This is a genomic window from Bacillota bacterium, assembly GCA_030019365.1.
In the GTDB taxonomy this organism is placed as follows: domain Bacteria; phylum Bacillota; class Sulfobacillia; order JACIYH01; family JACIYH01; genus JACIYH01.
Map to the genome: position 1 here is coordinate 343,632 of JASEFA010000002.1, position 21,976 is coordinate 365,607.

A 21,976-nucleotide genomic window follows, 5' to 3' on the forward strand; every position below is an offset into this window, starting at 1 on the left:
GCGCGGCATCTCAGGTGACACGGGCCCCGGAGGGGATATCGCCGTCCGTGGTGACCAGCACCAGCCGCCCGCCCTTCTGGGCTGCCAGCAACATGCCGTGGGACTCAATGCCCCGGATGCGGGCCGGCTGCAGGTTGGCGATCACCACCACCGACCGGCCCACCACGTCCTCGGGCCGGTAGTGCTCGGCGATACCCGCCACGATCTCGCGTTCCTCACCGCCCAGGTCGATCCGCAGCCTGAGCAGGCGGTCGGCCCCGGGGACCTTCTCGGCCCCCGCCACCCGCGCCACCCGCAGGTCGAGCCGCTTGAAGGCATCGATGGACACCGGGCCCTCCTCGCCCTCGCCCACCTCCGCGGTGGCCATACCCCGGTCCTCCTCGCCCTCACCCGCCTCCGCCTCCGGCGCACCTTTCCCGGGGCCCGCGGCGGCGGCCTCGCCCTCCGTGCCCACGGCGTGCGGACCCGCCACCACCGCACCGCCCAGCTCCCGGCGCGGGAAGAGGGGCTCGCCCACCTTCACGGGGGAGCCGGGAGGCAGCAGTCCCCAGCGGGTATCCTCCCACGACACTTCGGCGAAGGGCCGGGGGGCCCCCACGCTTTCCCACATGAGGGGAGCCGACCGCACCAGCACGGGCTTGAGCAACACGCTCAGGAGCCGTATTCCTTCCGCCATCCGATACAGTACCGTATTCACCCGCTCATCGCCGGCCCGGCGCAGGGCCCAGGGGGCAGCCTCATCGATGTACTTGTTGAGGCGTCCCACCAGGCGCCAGACCTCGGCCAGGGCCGTGGAGATCTGCAGGTCCTCCATAGAGCGGGCGAAGCTCTCCACCACCTCGGCGGCCAGGGCGGGGATTTCGTCGTCCACCGGCTCCCGTCGGGCGGGTGCAGGCACCCTGCCGCCCGCGAACCGCTTCAGCATGTTCAGGCTCCGGTGCACCAGGTTACCCAGGTCGTTGGCCAGGTCGCTGTTGGTGCGCCGCACCAGGGCCTCCTCGCTGTAGTACCCGTCCGCACCGAAGGGGATCTCGCGCAGGAGGAAGTAGCGCACGGCGTCCAGGCCGTATCGCTCCACCAGCACCAGGGGATCCACCACGTTACCCCGGGTCTTGGACATCTTGCCCGACTCCAGCACCAGCCAGCCGTGCCCGAACACCCGCCTGGGCAGGGGCTCGCCCAGGGCCATCAAGATGATGGGCCAGATGATGGTGTGGAACCGGAGGATCTCCTTGCCCACCAGATGCACGTCCGCCGGCCAGTAACGACGGTACCGTTCCCCGTCCGGGTATCCCAGCGCCGAGATGTAGTTGCAGAGGGCGTCGATCCACACGTACACCACGTGGCCCGGTGCGAACGGCACCGGGATGCCCCAGCGGAAGGAACTGCGCGAGACGCACAGGTCCTCCAGGCCCTGGTCGATGAAGCTCAGCATCTCCTGACGCCGTGAGGGGGGCTGGATGAACTCCGGGTTGCGCTCGATGTGCTCGCGCAACCGGTCCGCGTACGCCGACAACCGGAAGAAGTAGGCGTCCTCGCCCACCCGTTCCAGGGGCTTGTCGTGGTCCGGGCAGTGGTAGCCGGCGTCCTTGGCCTGGGTTTCGGTGTAGTACGCCTCGCAGCCGGTGCAGTACCAGCCCTCGTACCGCCCCAGGTAGATGTCGCCCTTCTGCCATAGCCGGGTGAAGATGTCGCCGATCACCTGCTGGTGACGCGGCTCAGTGGTGCGGATGAAGTCGTCGTACGTGATGTCCAGCACCCGCCAGAGGTCGCGGATGCCCGCCACTATGCCGTCCACGAACTCCAGGGGCTCCTTGCCGGCCGCGCGGGCCGCCTGCTCTATCTTCTGGCCGTGCTCGTCCGTACCGGTCAGGAACCAGGTGTCGTCACCCCGTAGGCGGTGGAACCTGGCCAGGGCATCGGCCGCCACCGTGGTGTACGCGTGGCCGATGTGGAGATTGGCACTGGGATAGTAGATGGGGGTGGTGATGTATAACTTTCCCATCGCAGACCCTCCCTTCTTTCGGCGTACGGGCGACCGCAGACAGCAAAATCCCCGCCCTTCAGGGGCGGGGATACCGCGGTACCACCCTGTTCACCCGGCACGTGCCTCCCGGGCCTCGGCAGGTGCGCCCCGAGCCACAACGGCCCCATGGCGCTTGCACCTGCCCCGCCCTGGGAGACCTGACAGCCCGGCTCACACACCCCGGCAGGATAACGGCCGCCGTCCGGCACAGCCTACTGGCACCCCGCCCCACGCTGACCTCCTGATGCGGCCGCCCCGGGCATGGGTCGTTCAGCCTGCGGCTCAGGGGCCATGTTCGAGCTGGATCACCGTGCCGGCTTGCACCTTCCCCGGCTCTCTGGGACGGCCCTCCAGCCGTACTCCCGCCCCCGCATCGCCTTTGCCAGTAATATATCCGTCAGGTCAACCCCTGTCAACCAGCCTGTGCCCCATGCAGTCCCCGCTTAAGACAGCAACTCCAGCACCAGGGCGTTGGTTTCAGCCAGGAGGCCCGCGTCCTCAAGCGCCCGGCGGATGAGCTGGCGTGCCCGCACGAAATGGGTGACTTCCTCCACGGAGACAGTAGACGCAACTTGCTCAGCCCGCTCGCCCGCTTCTACTAGCTTCTGGTGCAGGGCATCTCGGGCTTCGAACTCGGGGATGGGAGCGCTCACTGGCAGCTTGTCGAAGTGGCGTGCTCCCCACTGGCCTTTGACCTGCCGGCTGGCAATCCGCTCCCTCAGCACATCGCTGTTCAGAACGCTGCACAGGTACAGGCCCTCCGATCGATCCTTGACGGCAGCCCAGTAGAGGCCGTGTTCCGCAATCCCCTGCGCATCTTCCAGGATAGCGGCAGCAGGCAAGGAGCCTGATGCGGCATACACAACTCTTACCACCGGGGATGGGAACTGAGATGACAGCTTGCCGTAATGGTCCAGGTGCTCGATGAGGGTGACCCCTCGTCTGCCGTATTTGACCCAGAAGGCTTCGGCATTGGCAAGCCAAGTCGCCAGGCGCAGGTAGCCCGTCCGGCGTGCAGCCTCCGCATCCAGCAGCCGACCCTGCACCCGATCCCACGGGATGACCGCCAGTAGCGGGCGCAAGAGCCGGAACGGTGCGACGGATTCCCCCAACCACAAGTGGTACAGGAACTCTGCTTCGACCGTACCGCCAAGTGGCGGCACATTGCTCCAGGGTTTCTTCTCGCGGCCGCTCCTGCGGCTCTCAATCCGCGGATAGGCAGGATCCTCGCCCAGCGGACCGGGAGAAGACTTTCTCACCACGACGAGGACCCGGGGATAGACGGTGGCACCGTTCTTGAACAGTCTCGCGTACTCGGACTGTTCGTCTCCCCTTTCGGTGGGCCAGGGCGCTTCGCTCACAGCCAGATGCGATTCTGCCTCCTCAGGAGTTGCGTCCTTCCGCGGGAGCGCACCGGTGTACCTCTTGACAGTCGCGGGCACCCCGGTCGTTCCCCTGGTAACGCTGCCGAAAAGGACGCAAGACGGGATCTCGAAGAGAGGCCGGACCTTCTCATCGAAGGCCCAGGCTTCGGTGAACCGGAACCTCATCAGTGCCCCGAACTGGCCGGACCGTAAGCGGGCATACTGTCGGGCATTCATCGCTCCGTACGGCATGATGAAGGCAAGGGTACCGCCTTCGCGAAGGTACAGGTCCGCACACCTGACGAAGAAGTAGGAAGACAGGTCCTGATGGGTGGCCACCTTGCCGCCCACCCATATGTTGTAGTTGTGACACGCCAGGCGAAACCGTTCCTGGATGCGATCGGACATGAACCGGTATGATAGCCAGGGCGGGTTTCCCACCAGCACGTCCGAGCGCTCGCCCTTGCTAGACAGCCATATGGGCCGACTGAGGTTTCGCGCGTAGTAACCCCATATGTCGTCCCTGCCTGTCTCCAGGAGTTGCCGCAACTGCCTGTAGGTCTCGCACACACCACTCAGAACTCGCTCGTCGTCCATCCCCTTGCGGGTCAACCACGCCCTCACCGGCTGGTCATCGCAAGCCTTCGCGGCAAGGTCGATCATGACATCCACCAGTTCGTCGTAAAGCACCGGATTCTCCGCGATGGCGGCGGGAAAGTAGAGTTCGCCCCCATTCACGGGGATCGACACGTCCTGGCCGAAGATCCTGCCGTAGATGCCGCCTCCCCACTGGAGGGAGTCGCCGAGGTAAACGGGGATCGTCAGCGCGGGGTGCTCACGCAGCCGTTCCTGGCCTATCGCCAGCAGATAGGTCACGCGGGCGATCTGAACCGCAAGAGGGTGTATGTCAATCCCCCGTACTTGTCTGCAACAAAGGGAAAGAGCAGTTGGCCGGTCCAACCCGGCGTGCTCTGTGGCGGCAATAAACTTGCGAACTGCGTGGAAGAGGAACGTACCCGACCCGCAAGCTGGGTCCAGAACCCTCTGGTTGAGGGGGTCAGTGATGGCATGGTCGCAGATCCACGCAGCCAGCCAGTCGGGCGTATAGTACTCCCCCAGGTCGTGGCGCTGTTCAGGATCGACCAGTGACTCGTACAGGCCTTTCAAGATGTCGTGGCGCATTTCCTCGAGGCGTATGCGCAGCACCTCGCGCGCAATGCGTCTGACCACCTCGGCGCCCGACGATGCCAGGAGGACCCAACTGAAAAAGTCGTGCTCCACCACACCGAAGATGCGCACGTCGCGAAAGAACCGGCCGGACAGCAACTGTTCCGGCTCAGACAGGCCGCCGCCCAGGACCCGAGTGGCCACAGCTTTAGCCACTATGCTCAGGTACGTGTGCTGGAAAAACAAATCGTCGGCGTCGACGCGCGATCCGTAGACCATCTCGAGCAACTTGGCCCACAGTTGCCGTCTGAGTAGGGAACTCGAGCGGCTACCGACCTCCTGCCAAAGGCCTGAAAGCTCTTGCTTGGCTACCTGCCAGGCGAGGCTTCCCTTGCCGAGCACCTGCCGGACCGTTTCCGGTTCCGCAGGCAACGTGGACCGCGCGGCCAGGGATGCATCCAGCCACGCCAGAAACTGCCTGGGGTCGTCTCGGGAGAGAACGAACTCTTGCAGGAGTCTCAGGTTCCCGTGTTTTAGGGAGTACGAGCGGTAAAGGGCACCGTCGGTGGTGATGCCTATGTACCTTTCCGGGCTCTTGTCTTCCAGTTCTGCGAGGTATCGCCCAAGCTTTTCTTCGGCGTCCTTGTTTTCACGTCTAAGGTCGGACTTGATCTCCATGGCTGTTCGTCCGGTCAAAGCATCGATCCGACCGCGTATCCGGGGAAGGGGGTCTTCCAGCCTGACGTCGGAATCGTTCAGCCCGAGGAAGTTTACGACAAGCTCCCTGATCAGTGCCCGGACCGTCTCGTGACCGGGGCGCTGAGCAAGGGTGGTGGCTATCTGCCTGAGCCGGTCCTCCGACATGACTCCCAGTGTCCCCACCCCTGACAGATTCTAACGTGTCCAGTTACCGGGGTGCAACAAAGTGCGGACCCTGTCGGGCGGTCCCGGCAGCGGGGCCCGGGGCTCCCTTGGCCGCGCAACCGTGCCCGTGGCACAGGAAGACAGGGGCACGCGCACCCGCCCGAACACACGCCGATTATACCAAAAAGGCAGAAACCGGATCTGCTGGGCATCAGATGATGTCGCAGCCGCACACCCGCGCCGTCCCCACAGAACCCAGGCTACGCGGGATGGCCGGGGGCGCGGTAGGTGGCGCCGAAAGGGGTCTGGGCCCTGTGGAGCCGGCCCTCATTGGCGAGGCGATCCAGCCAGTCCACCACCTCTTTGGGGCCCAGGTCCTCGCCCAGCCTCTCGCGCAGCCTGGGCAGGAGGTGCACCAGGTTGGCGGTGGAGATGGGGAGGAGGTCGGCCACCGCCTCCCATGCCTTCTCCTGCCATGCCGTCTGGCGCTGCCGCAGTTCCTCCCAGGGATCGCGGGCGTGGGGGGCGGCACTCCAGGCCGCCCGGATGCGCACGGGGATGGTGCGCCCGATGGCGGCGGCGGAGACGAAGGTGTCGCCAGTGGGGAGGTAAGGCAGGCGGCGGACCTCGTCCGCGGTCATATCGGTCTCTTCCTTGATCACTTCCAGGTCGCTGGCCCGCACGGTGCGGAAGACGAACTTGGTGTTGAGCTGGGCGGTGACGGTCTCGTCCAGGAGGGCGGGGCGCTGGGTGGCCAGTACCAGGAATACCCCGTACTTGCGGCCCTCCTGGGCGATCTCGCGGAGAAGGCGCTTGGCGGGCGCCTCCAGCCCGCGGGGGGCGAAGTTGTGGGCCTCGTCGGTGACCACCACGAAGGGCGGGAAGAAGGAAGACTGCTCCCCCCGCTGCAGGGCATCCCGGTAAGAACGGCGCCGGCGGTACAGGTTCCCCAGCAGGTAGGCGGCAAAGACCTCCAGCAACCAGATGGGCCCCTGGATGACCGCCACCTTCCCCGCCAGCAGCAACTGCTCCACCGGCCGGATGTCGGCGCCAAACAGGCCGGCGTGCTCCAGGCGGCGCAGGCGCCACTGAATGCCTCGCACCGAGGCCAGGGGCAGGCTGCCGAACTCGCCCAGCAACTCCAGGAGGCGGGCGTGGCGCTGCTTTTCCTGGGCCGGCAGGGAGGGATCCTGGCCGCGCCGATCCAGCCCCGCCTTCCCCTCTTCGAGGGCCGTCGCCAGGTCCGCCACCCGGTTGGCGAAGGAAGTGTAGGAATCCATGCGCCGGTGCAGCAGTTCCACGGCATTGGCCATGGGCTCGGTGAGGGGGGTCACCGCCCCCAGGAGGTTGATCAGGTCGTACGTCCCCAGTTCGGTGAAGTCCACCCCCACCTCCTGGCCGATGAGCAGGGTGCGGAACTGCCCCTCGAAACCCCGTGCCCCTCCCGGCGGTAGCCCCGGCGCGGGCTGGGAGAAATCCATCTCGAAGTGGGGGTCCAGGACCACGGCGGGCAGGTCCAGGCGCATAAGTTCCTCCAGGATCACGCGTACGGCGAAGGACTTCCCCGACCCCGACCCTCCGAAGATGCCCAGGTGGGGATACTGCTGCCAGGAAGCGGGGCCGATCAGGAAGGGCACCCCGTCCTGGGGACGGACCTCATCGCCCCGCACCGTGCACACGAGATCCTGCAAGTCGTCGTCCAGCTCGGGCACCATTTCCTCGGTGCTCTTGATCACGCCCAGCACCAGCCCCCGGGCGGGAGACGCCCGCACCAGCCGGTGCCGCACCTCGGCGAAGGTGGCCGGGCGGGCGGTGATCCCCACCCGCACCGGGAACGGCGCCTCCTCCAGCAGCCGCACGCGGGCCAGGTGGACTTCCTCCTGCTGCACGTCGTACCCCATCAGCTGTAGGGCCTGCAGGACCTGGCGGTCGGGGGCCCCCTGGTCCGTGGTCAGCGGGAAAAACCGGTTATGGGAGCGGGTCTCCACCACCTGGGCCTGGGGATTGCCCAGCAACTCGTCCTCCAGCACCACCATCTCGCTCACCCGCAGGGGCCGCTCCCCCGATACCACCCACACTTCATGCGGGGTGGTGGCACCCACCACCTGAAAGCGCACTGCTTCTCCCCCCCACCTCGGCACCGGCCACGCGCAGGCCCAGGTCGAAGGCCCTCTGCGTTCACGTCCCTGCACCACAACCTCATCGTGACCAGAGCATGCCCCGGATCTCGAGAATAGTCCGCCACCCAGATAAAAGCGCCCTCGGCGGCCGGGGGCAGGCCTGGCAGGGCCTGACCTCCAGGTCATTGAGGTAGATGAGGCCGGTCTCGGCCCCCGCTGCGCGGGCACCTTCCAGGGTCCGCCTTACCAGCGTGTCCGTATTCATCCCCTTGCGGGGACTTGCCACCATCCCCACCACCAGCACGCCGCCCACCCCTTTGGCTACCTCGGCACCGATGGCGGGGCAGGCGTACCGAAGGCCCCGTATATCTCGTCGGCCACCATCACGAGGGACGCCCTGCCTTCCAGGTCGGTGAGCCAGTCGGGCGGGATGGCACCCTCGCCCAGCCAAGCACCGAGGATTCCCCCCGCCACCGCACCGGTGCTATCGCTGTCGCCCGAATGGTTGACGGATGCCAGCACGCCCTGCCGGAAGCAATCGTCCTTCGCCGGCGATCCAGCGTACCTCAGGGCGCAGAACACGCCTATCGCCAGTGCCTCGTCACCCGTCCACCCTTCGCCCAGAGCCGCGATGGCATGAGCCGGCGGCAGATCGCCCTGGGCCAGGTCCATGGCCCGGCCCAGCAGGTGCCGGGTGTCAGGGTCCAGCTCACGCCGATGTGCCTCGGCAGCCGCCGCCTCGTGCAGATCCTGGCCGGCCACCAGCCGGGAAAGCAGCGCAGCCAGCGACCCGGCCGGGAGGTATCCGCCTGCGTGGCCGTGGGTGATGGCGGCGGTGCGCACCCCCAAGGCGAAGGCGGCGTCGGGCTGCCCCGGCAGCGCCAGGCCCACCGGCGCCACCCGCATAACTCCTCCGCAACCCTTGCTATCGTTGAGGGGGCGCTCGACCGTGCCCATCTTCCCAGACCTCAGTGCCGCGAGGCAGGTTAGCCCCGGCGCCCTTCGCTGGCCCGGGTCGTCCTGCGCTGCCAGCCACTCCAGGTAGGCACCGTAGATGAACCGTGCGACGTCCTCCCGGTCCCCGGACGCGAGCAGGGAAGCGGCACGAAGCAACCCCCGGGCGGTGGCCAGGGTCATCTGGGTGTCATCGGTGATGGCGGCCCGCCCGTAGGGTCCAGGGACGTACCCCCGCACTCCCTCCGGCCCGTATCGCGCCCTGATCTCGTCCCACCTCATGAACTCGATGGGAGCACCGAGGGCGTCTCCCACCGCCACGCCCAGGAGGGTTCCACGATAGCGCTCGCGCACCAATCACACCTCGCCTCCGTCTTCCGCGCGGCGGACACCATCGCCCGTTGTCTTATACGATGAGCGCGCGGTTACCTGCAAGCGCCCGGGCGTCGCAGACCGTAAAGGCGGCCAACCTTCTACCTCCACCACACCGGCCGACCGTGTGTCCGGGGTCCGCGCATTCCCGCCATGAGCGGCTGCGGGTCAGCAGGGGCGGCAGGCGCGGCGAGAAGGGCATCCCGGGCGCCAGGCGCAGCGGTCAGAAGGGGCGGCAGCGGTCAGAAGGGGCGGCGCTCGCGCCGGGAGGCCAGGAAGCGCAGCCAGTTTTCCCGGGAAATGCCGCTCTCCACCAGGGCGCGTACCACGTGGTCCTCCAGGCGGACGCGGGCATCCACCAGGTCGACCCACAGCGGGATACCCCGGCCGCCCTGCGGAGTGAGCGTGTACAGGACATCGGCGACGGCATCCAGGTTCTCGTCGGCCGGCACCATGGTGGGGAAGTCCAGGCCCGTGGGGGCGGGGTCCTGCCCCGCGCGCATGAAGCAGGTGCGCAGCCCGGGGCGGTGGGGATGCTCCACGGTGAGCATCTCCCCGGGTTCCAGCAGTCCCCACAGCAGCTCGCGGTCGAATGCGCCCCGCCAGGCCGGCGGCAGGTCCTCACCCAGAAGGGACGCCACCACGGACGTCCCCACCGATTCGATTACACCCACGGGCAGGGTGCGCTGGCGACGTGCCTGCGCGAACAGGTTTTCCCATTCCTGCTCGGCCTCGATGCGCAATCGCACAAGCGGTCCGTCCACGAGCAAGAGACGGGCCGAGTAACGTTCCAGCACCTGGGCGGCGACGCGCGCCTCCAGGGCGGAAAGGGCCCGGCGGCGGGCCATCTCATCGGCGTCTTCGCCCAGGCGCTCCTCGCGGTCGAGGGGGCTCCAAACCTCCCACGCCCAGGCCTCCTCGCCGCGCGTGGTGCGCCCCACTGCCGCCATGACCGCCACATAATGGGGGTAAGACCCGCCCACCAGGTTGCAGGAACCATCCACCCCGGCCAGGGAGCGCCCCGCCAGCCACGCCCCCATCTCCTCGCCGCAGAGGCGCCGGAGCGGACGCAGGCGACCCACGCGGGCGGCCACCTGTTCCCGCAACCACTGGCGCCGCCCCTCCAGGAAGCGGCTACGCTCCCCCAGGATGCCGTCGAGACGCGAGATTTCCTCCCTCAAGCGGCGGATGTCACCCGGCCCCTGCAACCCCATCGTCCTCCCCCCAGCCTGCTCCTGCCGCGCGAACCGGTGACCGCCGGTAGACTCATCCTCCCCAGCGACAAACTTCTAGCTTTTCCTCAGAGACCCTTGACTTATTCTACCATACCTGGTATCATTTCCAGCGGATGCCGTCGAAGCTTTGTAGAAAGAGGTGAAGCGGGTGAAGTCAACGGGCATCGTGCGGAAGGTGGACGAACTGGGGCGGGTGGTCATTCCCATCGAGCTTCGCCGTACCATGGACATCGGCGAAAAGGACTCCCTGGAGATATACGTCGACGGGGATAAGATCATCCTGCGCAAGTACGAGCCGGCCTGCATCTTCTGCGGGAACGCCGCCAACGTGGTGCACTTCCAGGGCAAGAACGTCTGCCGTGATTGCATCCAGGCCATGATCTCCCAGGCGGGCTAGCCGCCGTTCGTAGCCGGCGCGCCGCAGCCGGGGCGGAATGGCCCGCGCGGCGTAGCCGGGGCGTCGCGGCCGGCGCGGAATAATCATTCGTGGCAGGCCAAGCAGAATCTGCTGAGACGGGGCAACGCGCCCCGTCTCAGCTCGCTTCCATAGGAGGTCGCCGCAGAGCAACCGCCCGAGCCCCCAACCCGGGTCTCCCCAACGCCCGTCGCAGCCGCGTGAGCGGGCGACGGCCGTCAGGGGGCACCGGCACCCGCCTCCTGCATTCTCTGGCGCCACGCCTGCCAGGCCTCCTCCACCAGGCCGGCATCGTGCAGCAGCCGGGCACCGGTGACGGCCAGGGCGGTGCAGGCGTCGAGCATGGCGCGCAGCGCCGGCTCCGACAGGGTGGCTTCCGCGAACTCGCGGGTGTGGCCGGGCGGCGGTGGGTCGCCTATGGCCACCGACGGCTGCACCGCCGGGACCCGGTGGGAGACGTTACCCACGTCCGTGGACCCACCGCGCTCGGTGGGGGGCAACTCCTCCACCCGGTGGCCCCGGTGGCGCATCTCGTCCGCGAACAGACGGGCCAGCACGGGGTTTCCCCTCATGTCCTGGAACAGGGGCTCGTAGAACCGCCACTCGAGCCGGCAACCGGTGGCCTGGGCAGCGCCGCGGGCACAGTCGAGTACCGCCGGCACCACCACCTCCTCCAGGTAGCGGGCATCCGCCGCCCTCAGGCTGAACCGGGCGCGGGTGTGGTCGGGCACCACGTTGGGCGCCGTCCCCCCGTCCAGGATGATGCCGGGCAGGCGCACGGCGGGGTCCAGGCGCGGCCGCACGGCGTGCACCGCCTGGAAGGTGAGAAGCAGCGCATCCAGGGCGTTGATGCCCTTCTCGGGCGCGGCGGCGGCGTGCGCCGCCCGCCCGAAGAACTCGATCTCCACCGGGTGGGAGGCCAGGCTGGAGCCTCCCACCGACGTCTGCCAGCCCGGGTGCACCAGCATGGCCGCGTCCAGGCCGTCAAACACCCCGGCCTCGCACATGGCGATCTTGCCCCCGGTGGTCTCCTCCGCCGGGGTGCCCAGCACCACCACGGTGCCGCGCCCCTCCTCACGGAGGGCGAGGGCAGCGCCCAGGCTGATGGCGGCAATGAGGTTGTGCCCGCACCCGTGCCCGATCTCGGGCAGGGCGTCGTATTCGGCCAGGAAGGCGATGCGGGGGCGCCTGCCCCCTCCGGACGGGTGCTCGGCCCGGAACGAGGTGGGCAGGCCGCCGACGCCCCGCTCTACCGCAAAGCCGGCCTCCTCCAGGACGCTGCAGAGCAACCGCTGGGCCTCGTACTCCTGGTGGCCAACTTCCGGATGCTCCTTGAGAAAGCGGGCCACCTCGGTGAGGCGGGGCGCGAGGGCCCTCACCCTCTCCCCCACGCGCCGGCGCAGTTCGTCCCCGGCCGCACCGCTGCCCGTCACACCCTCAGTTGCCACCATCACGCCTGTGCCCCCGCCGGGAAAGCGCCGGCCGCCTGAGCACCGGCGCCGCGCCGCAGCACGCGCCCGGCCCGTGCTCCCGTGTGCTCGCCGCCGTCCACCGTAACGGTCCCGTTGACCACCACCAGATCGATCCCGTCCGGATACTGGTGGGGGTCCGTGAAGGTGGCCCGGTCCATTACCCGCTCGGGGTCGAGCAGCACCAGGTCGGCATGGAAGCCCGGCCTGAGCAGGCCACGGTCCCAGAGGCGCAGCCGCCAGGCGGGCAGGCCTGTCATCTTGCGGACCGCCATCTCGAGCCCCAGGACCTTCTCTTCACGCACGTAGCGGCCCAGCACGCGGGCGAAGGTGCCGTAGTTGCGGGGGTGGGGCTTGCCCCGGCCCAGCCGGCCGTAAGGCGCCAGGGCGCTGCCATCCGACCCCACCATCACCCAGGGGTGCTGCATCACGGTGCGCACGTCCTCCTCGCTCATGCCGAAGCGCACCATCCCCACCGCCAGCTCCTCCTCAATGAGCAGGTCGAAGGCGGCGTCGATGGGGTCCTGACCCCGCTCCTCTGCGATCTCGACCAGGTTCTTGCCCTCGTACTTCTTGTTGGCCTCCGACCGGACGGAAGAGATGAGCAGCTTGTCCCAGCCACTCCAGGAATCCTGGCTGTCGACGCACTCGGCCGCCAGGCGCCGCCTGGTATCCGGGTCGCGCAGCCTGGCCAGGAGCTTCTCGGAGCCGCCATCGTGGGCCCACTGGGACACGATGCTGGACAGCCCCGTGGAGGAGGCGGTGTACGGGTACTGGTCGCAGGTGACATCCACCCCCCGGGCACGGGCCTCCTCGATCACGCGCAGGGACTCCTTCACCATGCCCCAGTTCTTCTCGCCCCCCACCTTGTGGTGGGCGATCTGCACGGGCACGCCCGCCTCTGCGCCAACGCGGATGGCCTCCCCCACCGCCTCCAGCAGGCGGGCCCCCTCGTTACGCATGTGGGTGAAGTAGACGCCCCCCGCCGGCACCAGCTCGCGGGCCAGGTCGATGATCTCCTCGGTGGTGGCATACGACCCGGGCGGATAGATGAGGCCGGTGGAAAGGCCAAAAGCCCCTTCCGCCAGGGCCTGGCGGAGCAGGAGGCGCATGCGCCCGGCCTCCTCGGCGGTGGGGGGACGGTCATCGTACCCCATGGCCGACCCCCGGATGGTACCGTGGCCCGCCACCACGGCCAGGTTCACCGATGGCCGTGCCTCCTCCACGCAGGCCAGGTACTCACCCATGGCGCGCCAGCTGATCTCGACCTCGTCCTCGGCCTCCAGTTCCTTCCTGATCTCCTCCACGGCGGCGCCCTCCAGAGGGGCCAGGGACCAGCCACACTGGCCGGCCACCTCCAGGGTCACCCCCTGGCGCACCTTGCTTTCGCCCAGCGGGTTGATCAGGTAGGAAACGTCCGAATGGGAATGGATGTCGATGAACCCCGGGGTCAGCACCCGGCCCGCGGCCACCACCGTGCGGCGGGCCAGTTGCCCGGACAGCCGCCCCACCGCGGCGATGCGGTCCCCCATCACCCCCAGGTCCCCGTCGAAGTACGGCGCCCCGGTGCCATCCACGATGCGGGCGTCGACGATGAGCAGGTCGAACATGCCCTCACTCCTCCTCAAGTGCCTCGTCTCCCGAAATGTTTTCGTCCCCGGGTGCCGCTCTCCTGCCTAGCCCCGGCAGCCGGAACCGGCCCTTGGGGCCAACCACCACCGTGTACTCACCCCGCGGCCCCGTGGCCGCCACGTCCAGAGCCACCGCCTGCGCTGGCCCGCGGATCACCTCCTCGAACACCTTGGTGAGCTCCCTCCCCACCGCCACCCGGCGCCCCGGCTCCAGGTTCGCCAGGTCGGCCAGCGTCTCCACGATGCGGTGGGGTGACTCGTAGAAGACGAAGGGACGCCCCTCACGGAGCAGCGCCTCGAAGAAGCGACGCCTCCGTCCCGCCCGCCGTGGGGGAAAGCCCCAGAAGGAAACCCCATCCAGACGAAAGCCGGAGAGGGCGGCCGCCGCCACCAGGGCGCTGGGTCCGGGCAGCACGGTCACCGGGATGCCCTCCCGCTCCGCCAGCAGCACCAGTTCGCCGCCGGGATCGGAAATGCCGGGCAGCCCCGCATCGGACAGCAGGGCCACGCTCTCACCCCGCCGCAGGCGTCCGATCAGCCGCGGGGCCACCTGGCGCTGGTTGTGGGAGTGGTAGCTCACCGCCGGTTTGGAGATGTCATAGTGACCCAGCAGCTTGGCCACCTGCCGGGTGTCCTCGGCGGCCACCAGGTCCACCTCGCGCAGCACCCGGAGCGCCCGCAAGGTGATGTCTTCCAGGTTCCCGATGGGACCCGCCACCAGGTAAAGCGTCCCCGCCATCGCTGCTCACCCCGCCCAGTCTACCGAGCCGTCCCCTCCCCCGTCAAACCACCCAGACCCACCCCGACGGGCGCCGCCCCGGCGTGACCAACACGGTCGAACTGCGCAAGAGGGCTGCCGCCGCGCCGCGTGGCACGAGCTACTCCACTACAAGCAACTCCTGCGCGTCGTAATCGAGAAGGCCCTCGCCTCACTGCAGAGTCAGAAGTAGAGGTCGCGCTGGCCCTCCTCGATAAGACGCAGGCGCTCTTGGGTCTTGCGCCGCACGGACGGGTGCTTGATCTCGGCCACGTGCCTGCGGATGCACTCCTCCCCTGCTGCGCGGGTGCGCGGCGAAGCATAGTCTTCCAGGTACTCCTTGAAGGTCATCAGGGCGTTGGGCTGGCACAGGTTCTGGATCCAGCCCGTCTTGGCCAGGCGCATGAAGCGCTCGCCAGTACGGCCGCGGCGGTAGCAGGCGGTGCAGAAGCTGGGGATGTACCCCGACTTCGCCAGGCTGCATATCACCTCATCCGGCGTGCGCAGGTCCTCCACCTGGAACTGGGGGGCTTCGCGGGGGGCAGCCGCGTGGTCATGACGGTAGGCACCCACGCCGGTGCGCGAGCCTGCACTGATCTGGGAGATGCCCACCGCGAACAGCTCGTCGCGGAACTCGGGGCGTTCACGGGTGGAGAGGATCATACCCGTGTAGGGCACCGCCAGGCGCAGGATGGCAATGAGCTTCTTGAAGTCGGCGTCAGATACCAGGTGGGGGAACTGCACCAGGTCCACGCCCGTGGCCGGCCGCAGCCGGGGCACGGAGATGGTGTGGCAGCCCACCCCGAACTTCTCGTCCAGGTGACGGGCGTGGAAGATGAGGCCCAGCACCTCGAAGCGCCAGTCATGCAGCCCGAAGAGGCCGCCGATGCCCACATCGTCCAGCCCGCCTTCCATGGCCCGGTCCATGGCGGTGGCGTGCCAGTCGTAGTCGCTCTTGGGCCCGGAGGGGTGCATGTACTCGTACGTCGGTCGGTGGTAGGTCTCCTGGAACAGGATGTAGGTGCCGATGTGGGCCTGCTTGAGCAGCCGGTACTCCTCCACCGTGGTGGCGGCGATGTTCACATTCACCCGCCGGATCTCGCCCCTGCCCTCCCTGGTGGCGTATACGGTCTCGATCACGTCCACCACGTAGTCGATGGGGCAGTGGGCGGGATCCTCCCCCGCCTCCAGGGCCAGGCGCTTATGCCCCATCTGCTCCAGGACCCGTACCTCCTCGGCCACGTCCTCCCGCGTGAGGCGGCGGCGGGAGAAGCGGTTGTCCCGGCGGTAACCGCAGTAGCGGCAGTTGTTCACGCAGTAGTTGCTGAAGTAAAGGGGGGCGAAAAAGACCAGGCGCTTGCCGTAGATGGTCTCCTTCACCTCGTGGGCGGCCGCGTACATCTCCTCCAGCAGCCCGGGGTCCCAGGTGTGGATGAGGGCGGCCACCTCGTCGGGCTCCAGCCCGTGGGCCTCGCGCGCCTTGGCCAGGATGTCCCGCACCCGCGCGGGGTCGGGCTGGGCCTGCTCGCGCAGGAGGTCGTCAATCACGTCGTGGGGGATGAAGTCGGCTACCTGAGTGCCACGCATGCTTTCTCCTCTCCTTCTTCGCCACGCCCACCCTACCGGGCCGGCGGCGCCACAGCGACCGCGCCCCCCGTGTCCGCCCGGACCCTCGGGGCGGGTGCCTCCCGCGGACGGAAGCGGGGTTTGGGCGAGTGGCCCGGCCCCCGCCCCATGGTGCGTCCCAGGTCCTGCACCATCCGGCGCAGGCAGACCAGGCAGCTTTCCGCCCGGTCCCCCAGGCAGATCTTGCCCGGGTATATCTCATAGAGGGACCGGTACTCGGTGGGGCCCACGTTGGGCATGATCACGTTGGCGCCGCAACGGAGGGCCTTCTGGCGCCCTTCCGAATCCGCCGTGCCCAGGGCGGTGGTGGCGGGCAGGTGTGCCCAAGGAAGGGCTAGCCGGGCCACCGCCAGCACCCGCAGGGTGAGGTCCACCGACCCGGGCTGCGCCCCCGCCAGGGGCGTCTGGGGATGGGGAAGAAAGGGGCCAATGCCGGCCATCTCCACGTCCAGCTCCTGTAGCAGGACTATGTCATCGGCCAGGCTGGCCAGGGTCTGCCCGGGCAATCCCACCATGTTCCCCGAGCCCACCTGGTAGCCCAGCTCCCTCAGGTCCCGCACGCACTGCAACCGCCCGCCCAGGGTGGTACCTGGTCGCAGCCGGCGGAAAAGCTCGGCGTCGGCCATCTCGTGCTTCAGCAGGTAGCGGTCCGCCCCCGCCTCCCCCCAGCGAGCGTAGTCCTCCCGGGGCCGGTCCCCCACGGAGAGGGTGACGGCCAGCCCCGCACGCCGCTTGATCTCCCGGATCACTCCCGCCAGCACTTCCGCATCCCAGTACGGGTCTTCTCCGGACTGCAGCACCACCGTGCCCAGCCCCAGCCCGGCCGCCCTCTCGGCGATGGCAACCATCTCCGCCGGGGTCATGCGGTAGCGCGCAAGCGAGTGGTTCCCCGCCCGCAGCCCGCAGTAGTGACAGTTGCGCACGCAGTGGTTGGAGAACTCGATGATCCCCCGCAGGTGCACCTCGTCGCCCACATAACGGCGCCGCACCTCGTCGGCCGCCCGGAACAAGGCATCGCGTCCCCCCGGCTCCGCTGAGCCCTCCAGTAGCGCCAGGACCTCCCGGCGCCCGATTTCCCCGGGCCGGCGGCGGACCCGCTCCAGGGCCTGGGCGAACGAGACCTCCTGCTCGACGGCGACGGCCACTCCGCTCACCTTCCCTCCGGCGAAACCGCGGGTGGGCCCGAGGACGGATGCGAGGGCTGACTCAGGCACGGAGCCAGGGCCGGGGCCAGGGAACTCCGCACCAGCACTCCGGGCAGTTGCCCCAGCTTGCCGGTGAGGGCGCCCACCTGGTCGGTGGTGCCGTCCACGATGAGGGCGATGACGGCCAGGTCGCGCTCGCGGTAGGGAATACCCATGCGGCCCACGATCATGTCTCCATGCTGGGACAGCACTTCCTGCACCCGTCCCGCCACGCGACCGCGGTCGGTGATGACTATCCCCACCACCCCCACCCGGCGGTCCGGCCCAACCGTGCCCATCTCACGCTCCGCCCTCATGCTCACCTCTCCTTCCGGTCCGGCTCGCCCCGCACCACAACCACGCTCCGGTCACACTCGGGCCACCCGTGCCACAAGGGCTCGCCCTCGCTCTCCCCGAGCGAAGACGAGCCCTTGTTACCTGCCTCACAAGACCGGCTACCACCGGGCCTCGGCTCCCTCGGTTCAGGGACTCCCCTTCCCTCAGGGATCACTATTCTGAAGGCTCTGCCGACCGCCTCCCGGCCGGGCGTGCCCCGCCGGTCAGCAGGTCATGTTCATCTTATCACAAGAGGCTTCTCCTGGCAATGCCGCCCTCAGCGTACGCTCCTGTTCGCGGATGGGTTTGGACATGCCCCCGGGCACCCCGCAGGCGGGGTGGGTGGCGACTCCCCCCAGCATGGCCTGGATCTTCTGGGCGTAAGCGCGGTGCTTTATCACCTCTCCCGCGCCGATCTCCTCCCCACCTTGGCCACCAGCCCCAGGATGTTGCGCTGGGCGGGGTCGTCTTCGGGCCGGGGAGGAAGTCGGGGCTAGGCCTTGCGGTAGCGCGGACGCGCCGTGTAGTGGGTGTGCAGCAGGTGGTGCGACTTTTCCCCCAGCGGCTGGCCCAGGAACTCCCGGTAGAGCTCTTGCATGGCCGGGTTTTCATGGGATTTGCGCAGGGGCAGGTTGCGGTCTACCTGGTAGATGGCATCGATGCGGCGCTGCCGGGCTTCGTCGGTGGTGGGCACCGGCTGGCCGCCGCCGCCGATGCAGCCGCCCGGGCAGCACATGATCTCGATGAAGTGGTACCGGGCCTGGCCGGACTTGACCGCCTCCAGGAGCCGGCGGGCGTGACCCAGGCTGTGGGCCACCGCCACCTTCACCTGGGTGCCGTCCATAGCCACGGTGGCCTCCTTGATGCCCTGGAGACCGCGCACTTCCTCGAAGTCCAGCCTGGGCGCCTGTCTGCCCGTGACCACCTCGTAGGCCGTGCGCAGGGCCGCCTCCATGACGCCGCCGGTGGCGCCGAAGATGGCGGCCGCACCCGTGGAGCGGCCCAGGGGATCGTCGTAGTCCTCCTCGGGCAGGGCGGTGACGTCCAGCCCCGCCTCGCGGATCATGCGGCCCAGCTCCCGCACGGTGAGCACCGCGTCCACGTCCTGCACACCCGAATCGTCCATCTCCGGCCGCTGGGCCTCGAACTTCTTGGCCGTGCAGGGCATGATGGAGACCACGTACACGTCCTCGGGCTTCCACCCCATCTTCTCGGCGTAGTAGGTCTTGGCCAGGGCCCCGAACATCTGTTGCGGTGACTTGCAGGTGGAGACGTTGGGGATGAACTCGGGGTAGTAGTGTTCCAGGAACTTGATCCAGCCCGGGCTGCAGGAGGTGAGCATGGGGAGCACGCCCCCGTGGGTGAGCCGGTGGATGAGCTCGTGGCCCTCCTCCATGATGGTGAGGTCGGCGGTGAAGTTGGTGTCGAACACGCGGTCGAAGCCCAGGCGCCGCAGGGCCGCCACCATCTTACCTGTGACGATGGCGCCCACGCCCAGGCCCATCTCCTCGCCCAGCGAGACCCGTGTGGCCGGGGCCGTCTGTACCACCACATGCTTTGCGGGGTCGTGGATGGCCTTCCATACACGCTCGGTGTGGTCGACCTCGTAGATGGCACCCACGGGACAGGCGTTGATGCACTGGCCGCAGTACACGCAGGGCAGCTCAGCCAGGGACTTCTCGAAGGCGGGGGCCACGATGGCCTCGGCCCCCCGGTGAACCGGGTAAAGGATGCCCACGCCCTGCACCCGGTGGCACGCTTCCACGCAACGCCGGCACAGGATGCACTTGTTGGGATCGCGCACGATGGCCGGGTTGGATTCATCCAGGGGCAGGCCCTTCTCCTCGCGCCCAAACCTCACCTCGCGGATGCCCAGGCGCTCCGCCAGGACCTGCAGCTCGCAGTGCAGGTTGCGCACGCAACTCGTGCATTCCGCCGGGTGGCGGGCCAGCATGAGTTCCACCACGGTGCGCCGGGTCTGCCGCACGAGGGGGGTGCTGGTGCGCACCACCATGCCCTCGGCCACCGGGTAGGCGCAGGCCGCCTGCAGCGTGCGGGAGCCCTCCACCTCCACCACGCATACCCGGCACACGGCCTTGACCTCCTGGTCGGGGTGGTGGCAGAGGGTGGGGATGTCGATGCCGGCCAGCCGGGCCGCCTCCAGGATGGTAAAGCCCTTGGGCACGCTCAGCTTCTGACCGTCGATGGTGACGTTGACCAGGTCCATGCGCTACACCTCCCTCGACGCGGCCCGACCGGCCCCCGCCGCCGCTCCGCCGGCGGCCGACGCCGCACAACCGGCGGCAGCGCGCGCCGCGCTCCCGTCCATGGGGCACACCCCGGCGGGGCAGGTCCTGCCCACCACGTGGGCCAGGTACTCGGACTTGAACCAGCGCAGGGTACTCATGAGCGGCAGCGGTGCCGTCTGCCCGAGCGGGCAGAGCGGGGCCACGTACATGGCCTGGGCCAGCGCCTTCATGTTCTCCAGGTCGGTGCGGGTGGCCTCACCCCGGCTGATCCGCTCCATGATGCGGTGCAGCTGCAGAGTCCCCTCCCGGCAGGGCGTGCACTTGCCGCACGACTCGTGCAGGAAGAAGAACGAGAAGGACTTGGCCACGTTCACGATGCAGTGGGTGTCGTCGATGATCAGCAACGCCCCCGAGCCCAGGGCGGAGCCATGGGTGGCCAGGCTGTCGTAGTCCATGGGCACGTCCAGCAATTCGGCTGGGATGACACCGCCCGAGGTACCACCCGTCTGGGCCAGCTTGAACGCCCGCCCGTCGGGGATGCCGCCACCGATGTTGTAGATGATCTCGCGCAGGGTGATGCCCATGGGCACCTCGATGAGCCCGGCGTTGACGATGTCACCGGTGAGGGTGAACACCTTGGTGCCCGGGGTCTTCTGGGTGCCCAGGGTGCGGAACCAGGTGGCGCCCCGTTCGATGATCACGGGCACGTTGGCCAGGGTCTCCACGTTGTTGATCACGGTGGGACGGCCGAACAGCCCGGCGTCAGTGGGATAGGGGGGCTTGATGCGGGGCTCGCCCCGCCCGCCCTCGAGGGACTCGAAGAGCGCCGTCTCCTCGCCGCAGACATAGGCACCCGCTCCCAGGCGGATCTCCACGTCGAAGTCGAATCCCGAGCCCAGGATGTTCTTCCCCAGCAGGCCCATCTCCCGGGCCTGGGCGATGGCCTTCTCGAGCCGCTCGATGGAGAGGACGTACTCACCCCGGATGTAGACGTACCCCTGGTGGGCGCCCACCGCGTATCCGGCCAGGGCCATGCCCTCCAGCACGGCGTGGGGGTCGCCCTCCAGGATGAGGCGGTCCTTGAAGGTGCCGGGCTCGCCCTCGTCGGCGTTGCACACCACGTACTTGGGCCCGGAGCCGTCCGCACGGGCGGCGAACTGCCACTTGAGCCCGGTGGGGAAGCCGGCGCCGCCCCGGCCGCGCAGGCCGGAGGCCTTGACCTCCTCCACCACCTGGGCGGGAGTCATGGCCGTGAGCGCCTTCCCCAGGGCCTGGTAGCCGCCGCGGGCGACGTACTCCTCGATGGACTCGGGATCGATGAACCCGCAGTTGCGCAGCACCACCCGCACCTGGTGGCGGAAGTAGTCCACCTCCGGGTACACCTGCACGGGCCTGGCCGCGGGCGGCACCTGGTAGAGCAGCCGCTTCACCACCCGGCCCTTGTACAGGTGCTCGGAGACGATCTCCCGCACGTCGGACACCTTGACCCCGGAGTAGAAGGTCCCCTCGGGGAACACCACCACGGTGGGGCCGTACTCACACAGCCCGAAGCAGCCGGTCTCCACCACCTTGACCTCTTTGTCCAGGCCGTACTCGGGCAGGAGCCGGGAGAACTCCTTCTGGACCTCGGGCGAGGCCTTCAGGCTGCAGTTGGTGCCGTTACATACCAGCACGTGGGCCCGATACAGCATCTCCCTCCCCCCTCCCTAGTAGCGGGCCAGGATGGCCCCGATGTCGGCCGGCTTCAAGTTGCCGTACACCTGGTCGTCGATCATGATGGCCGGGGCCACCCCGCACACCCCGATGCAGCTGGTGAGCTCCAGGGTGAACTTGCCGTCGGGCGTGGTCTCGCCCACCTCCACCCCCAGGGCCTTCTTCAGGGCCTCCAGCACGGCCCCGGCCCCAGGGACGTGGCAGGGGGCGCTGGCGCACACCCTGATCACGTGCTCCCCCTTGGGCCCGGTGGCGAACAGGGTATAGAAGGTGGTCACCCCGTACACCCGGCTGGGGTGCATCCCCAGGGCCTCTGCCACCTCCACCATGGCCTCCTCGGATATCCAGCCCATCTCCTTCTGGATGGCCTGCAGGATGGGCAATAGCGGCGCGGGCCGGTCCCGCAGGCGGGAGATGATCTCCCGCACGCGGGCCATGTCCTGCGGCTGCTGCCGGGTGACCTCCAGGCTGGCCTTACCCATCTCCTTCCCTCC

The 21,976-nt window shown here is 68.5% G+C and carries 15 protein-coding genes and 2 pseudogenes; 1 reads left to right on the forward strand and 16 read right to left on the reverse strand.

Annotation, left to right across the window (positions count from 1 at the left end; genetic code table 11):
* Positions 1 to 10: 10 nt before the first annotated feature.
* From metG to QME70_04945, 6 genes are all read right to left on the reverse strand, one after another.
* Complete coding sequence (metG, locus tag QME70_04920; protein MDI6893946.1) at positions 11 to 2,005, reverse strand: methionine--tRNA ligase; 1,995 nt, start codon at positions 2,003 to 2,005, stop codon at positions 11 to 13.
* 464 nt (positions 2,006 to 2,469) lie between these two features.
* Positions 2,470 to 5,421, reverse strand: coding sequence for an N-6 DNA methylase (locus tag QME70_04925; protein ID MDI6893947.1), 2,952 nt, complete (start codon positions 5,419 to 5,421; stop codon positions 2,470 to 2,472).
* A 260-nt stretch (positions 5,422 to 5,681) separates the two neighbouring features.
* Complete coding sequence (locus QME70_04930; GenBank protein ID MDI6893948.1) at positions 5,682 to 7,538, reverse strand: ATP-binding protein; 1,857 nt, start codon at positions 7,536 to 7,538, stop codon at positions 5,682 to 5,684.
* An 82-nt stretch (positions 7,539 to 7,620) separates the two neighbouring features.
* Positions 7,621 to 7,854 carry an NAD(P)H-dependent oxidoreductase gene (locus QME70_04935; GenBank protein MDI6893949.1) on the reverse strand — a complete coding sequence of 78 codons (234 nt, stop codon included), beginning with the start codon at positions 7,852 to 7,854 and terminating at the stop codon, positions 7,621 to 7,623.
* Between the two features lie 8 nt (positions 7,855 to 7,862).
* Complete coding sequence (locus QME70_04940) at positions 7,863 to 8,849, reverse strand: ADP-ribosylglycohydrolase family protein (GenBank protein MDI6893950.1); 987 nt, start codon at positions 8,847 to 8,849, stop codon at positions 7,863 to 7,865.
* Positions 8,850 to 9,109: 260 nt separating this feature from the next.
* Positions 9,110 to 10,081, reverse strand: a complete 972-nt coding sequence (locus tag QME70_04945) for a DNA double-strand break repair nuclease NurA (protein MDI6893951.1) — start codon at positions 10,079 to 10,081, stop codon at positions 9,110 to 9,112.
* Positions 10,082 to 10,250: 169 nt separating this feature from the next.
* On the opposite strand from QME70_04945, the gene QME70_04950 reads away from it, so the two are divergent.
* Complete coding sequence (locus tag QME70_04950; protein MDI6893952.1) at positions 10,251 to 10,499, forward strand: AbrB/MazE/SpoVT family DNA-binding domain-containing protein; 249 nt, start codon at positions 10,251 to 10,253, stop codon at positions 10,497 to 10,499.
* 236 nt (positions 10,500 to 10,735) lie between these two features.
* On the opposite strand, the gene QME70_04955 is transcribed toward QME70_04950, so the two are convergent.
* From QME70_04955 to nuoE, 10 genes and pseudogenes are all read right to left on the reverse strand, one after another.
* Positions 10,736 to 11,968, reverse strand: coding sequence for a M20 family metallopeptidase (locus QME70_04955; GenBank protein ID MDI6893953.1), 1,233 nt, complete (start codon positions 11,966 to 11,968; stop codon positions 10,736 to 10,738).
* Positions 11,968 to 13,614: a D-aminoacylase gene (locus tag QME70_04960; protein MDI6893954.1), complete on the reverse strand. Its 1,647-nt coding sequence runs from the start codon at positions 13,612 to 13,614 to the stop codon at positions 11,968 to 11,970. The genes QME70_04955 and QME70_04960 overlap by 1 nt, the downstream gene beginning before the upstream one ends.
* Entirely contained in the window at positions 13,601 to 14,356 is a 756-nt protein-coding gene (rsmI, locus tag QME70_04965; GenBank protein ID MDI6893955.1) for a 16S rRNA (cytidine(1402)-2'-O)-methyltransferase, read from the reverse strand. Before rsmI ends, QME70_04960 begins: the two co-directional genes overlap by 14 nt.
* A gap of 201 nt (positions 14,357 to 14,557) precedes the next feature.
* A complete protein-coding gene (gene hydG / locus QME70_04970) occupies positions 14,558 to 15,961 on the reverse strand; it encodes a [FeFe] hydrogenase H-cluster radical SAM maturase HydG (protein MDI6893956.1) in 1,404 nt (467 codons plus the stop codon).
* A gap of 32 nt (positions 15,962 to 15,993) precedes the next feature.
* Positions 15,994 to 17,073 carry a [FeFe] hydrogenase H-cluster radical SAM maturase HydE gene (hydE, locus tag QME70_04975; protein MDI6893957.1) on the reverse strand — a complete coding sequence of 360 codons (1,080 nt, stop codon included), beginning with the start codon at positions 17,071 to 17,073 and terminating at the stop codon, positions 15,994 to 15,996.
* Between the two features lie 158 nt (positions 17,074 to 17,231).
* A pseudogene (locus tag QME70_04980) lies at positions 17,232 to 17,483 on the reverse strand (iron-only hydrogenase system regulator).
* Between the two features lie 321 nt (positions 17,484 to 17,804).
* Positions 17,805 to 17,995 (reverse strand): annotated as a pseudogene (locus tag QME70_04985) (Ni/Fe hydrogenase subunit alpha).
* A gap of 18 nt (positions 17,996 to 18,013) precedes the next feature.
* Positions 18,014 to 19,747, reverse strand: a complete 1,734-nt coding sequence (locus tag QME70_04990) for an NADH-dependent [FeFe] hydrogenase, group A6 (GenBank protein MDI6893958.1) — start codon at positions 19,745 to 19,747, stop codon at positions 18,014 to 18,016.
* Between the two features lie 3 nt (positions 19,748 to 19,750).
* Positions 19,751 to 21,460, reverse strand: coding sequence for an NADH-quinone oxidoreductase subunit NuoF (gene nuoF / locus QME70_04995; protein MDI6893959.1), 1,710 nt, complete (start codon positions 21,458 to 21,460; stop codon positions 19,751 to 19,753).
* A 15-nt stretch (positions 21,461 to 21,475) separates the two neighbouring features.
* The gene (nuoE, locus tag QME70_05000) at positions 21,476 to 21,964 is read right to left on the reverse strand and encodes an NADH-quinone oxidoreductase subunit NuoE (GenBank protein MDI6893960.1); all 489 of its coding nucleotides are present in this window, start codon (positions 21,962 to 21,964) and stop codon (positions 21,476 to 21,478) included.
* Positions 21,965 to 21,976 lie beyond the last annotated feature (12 nt).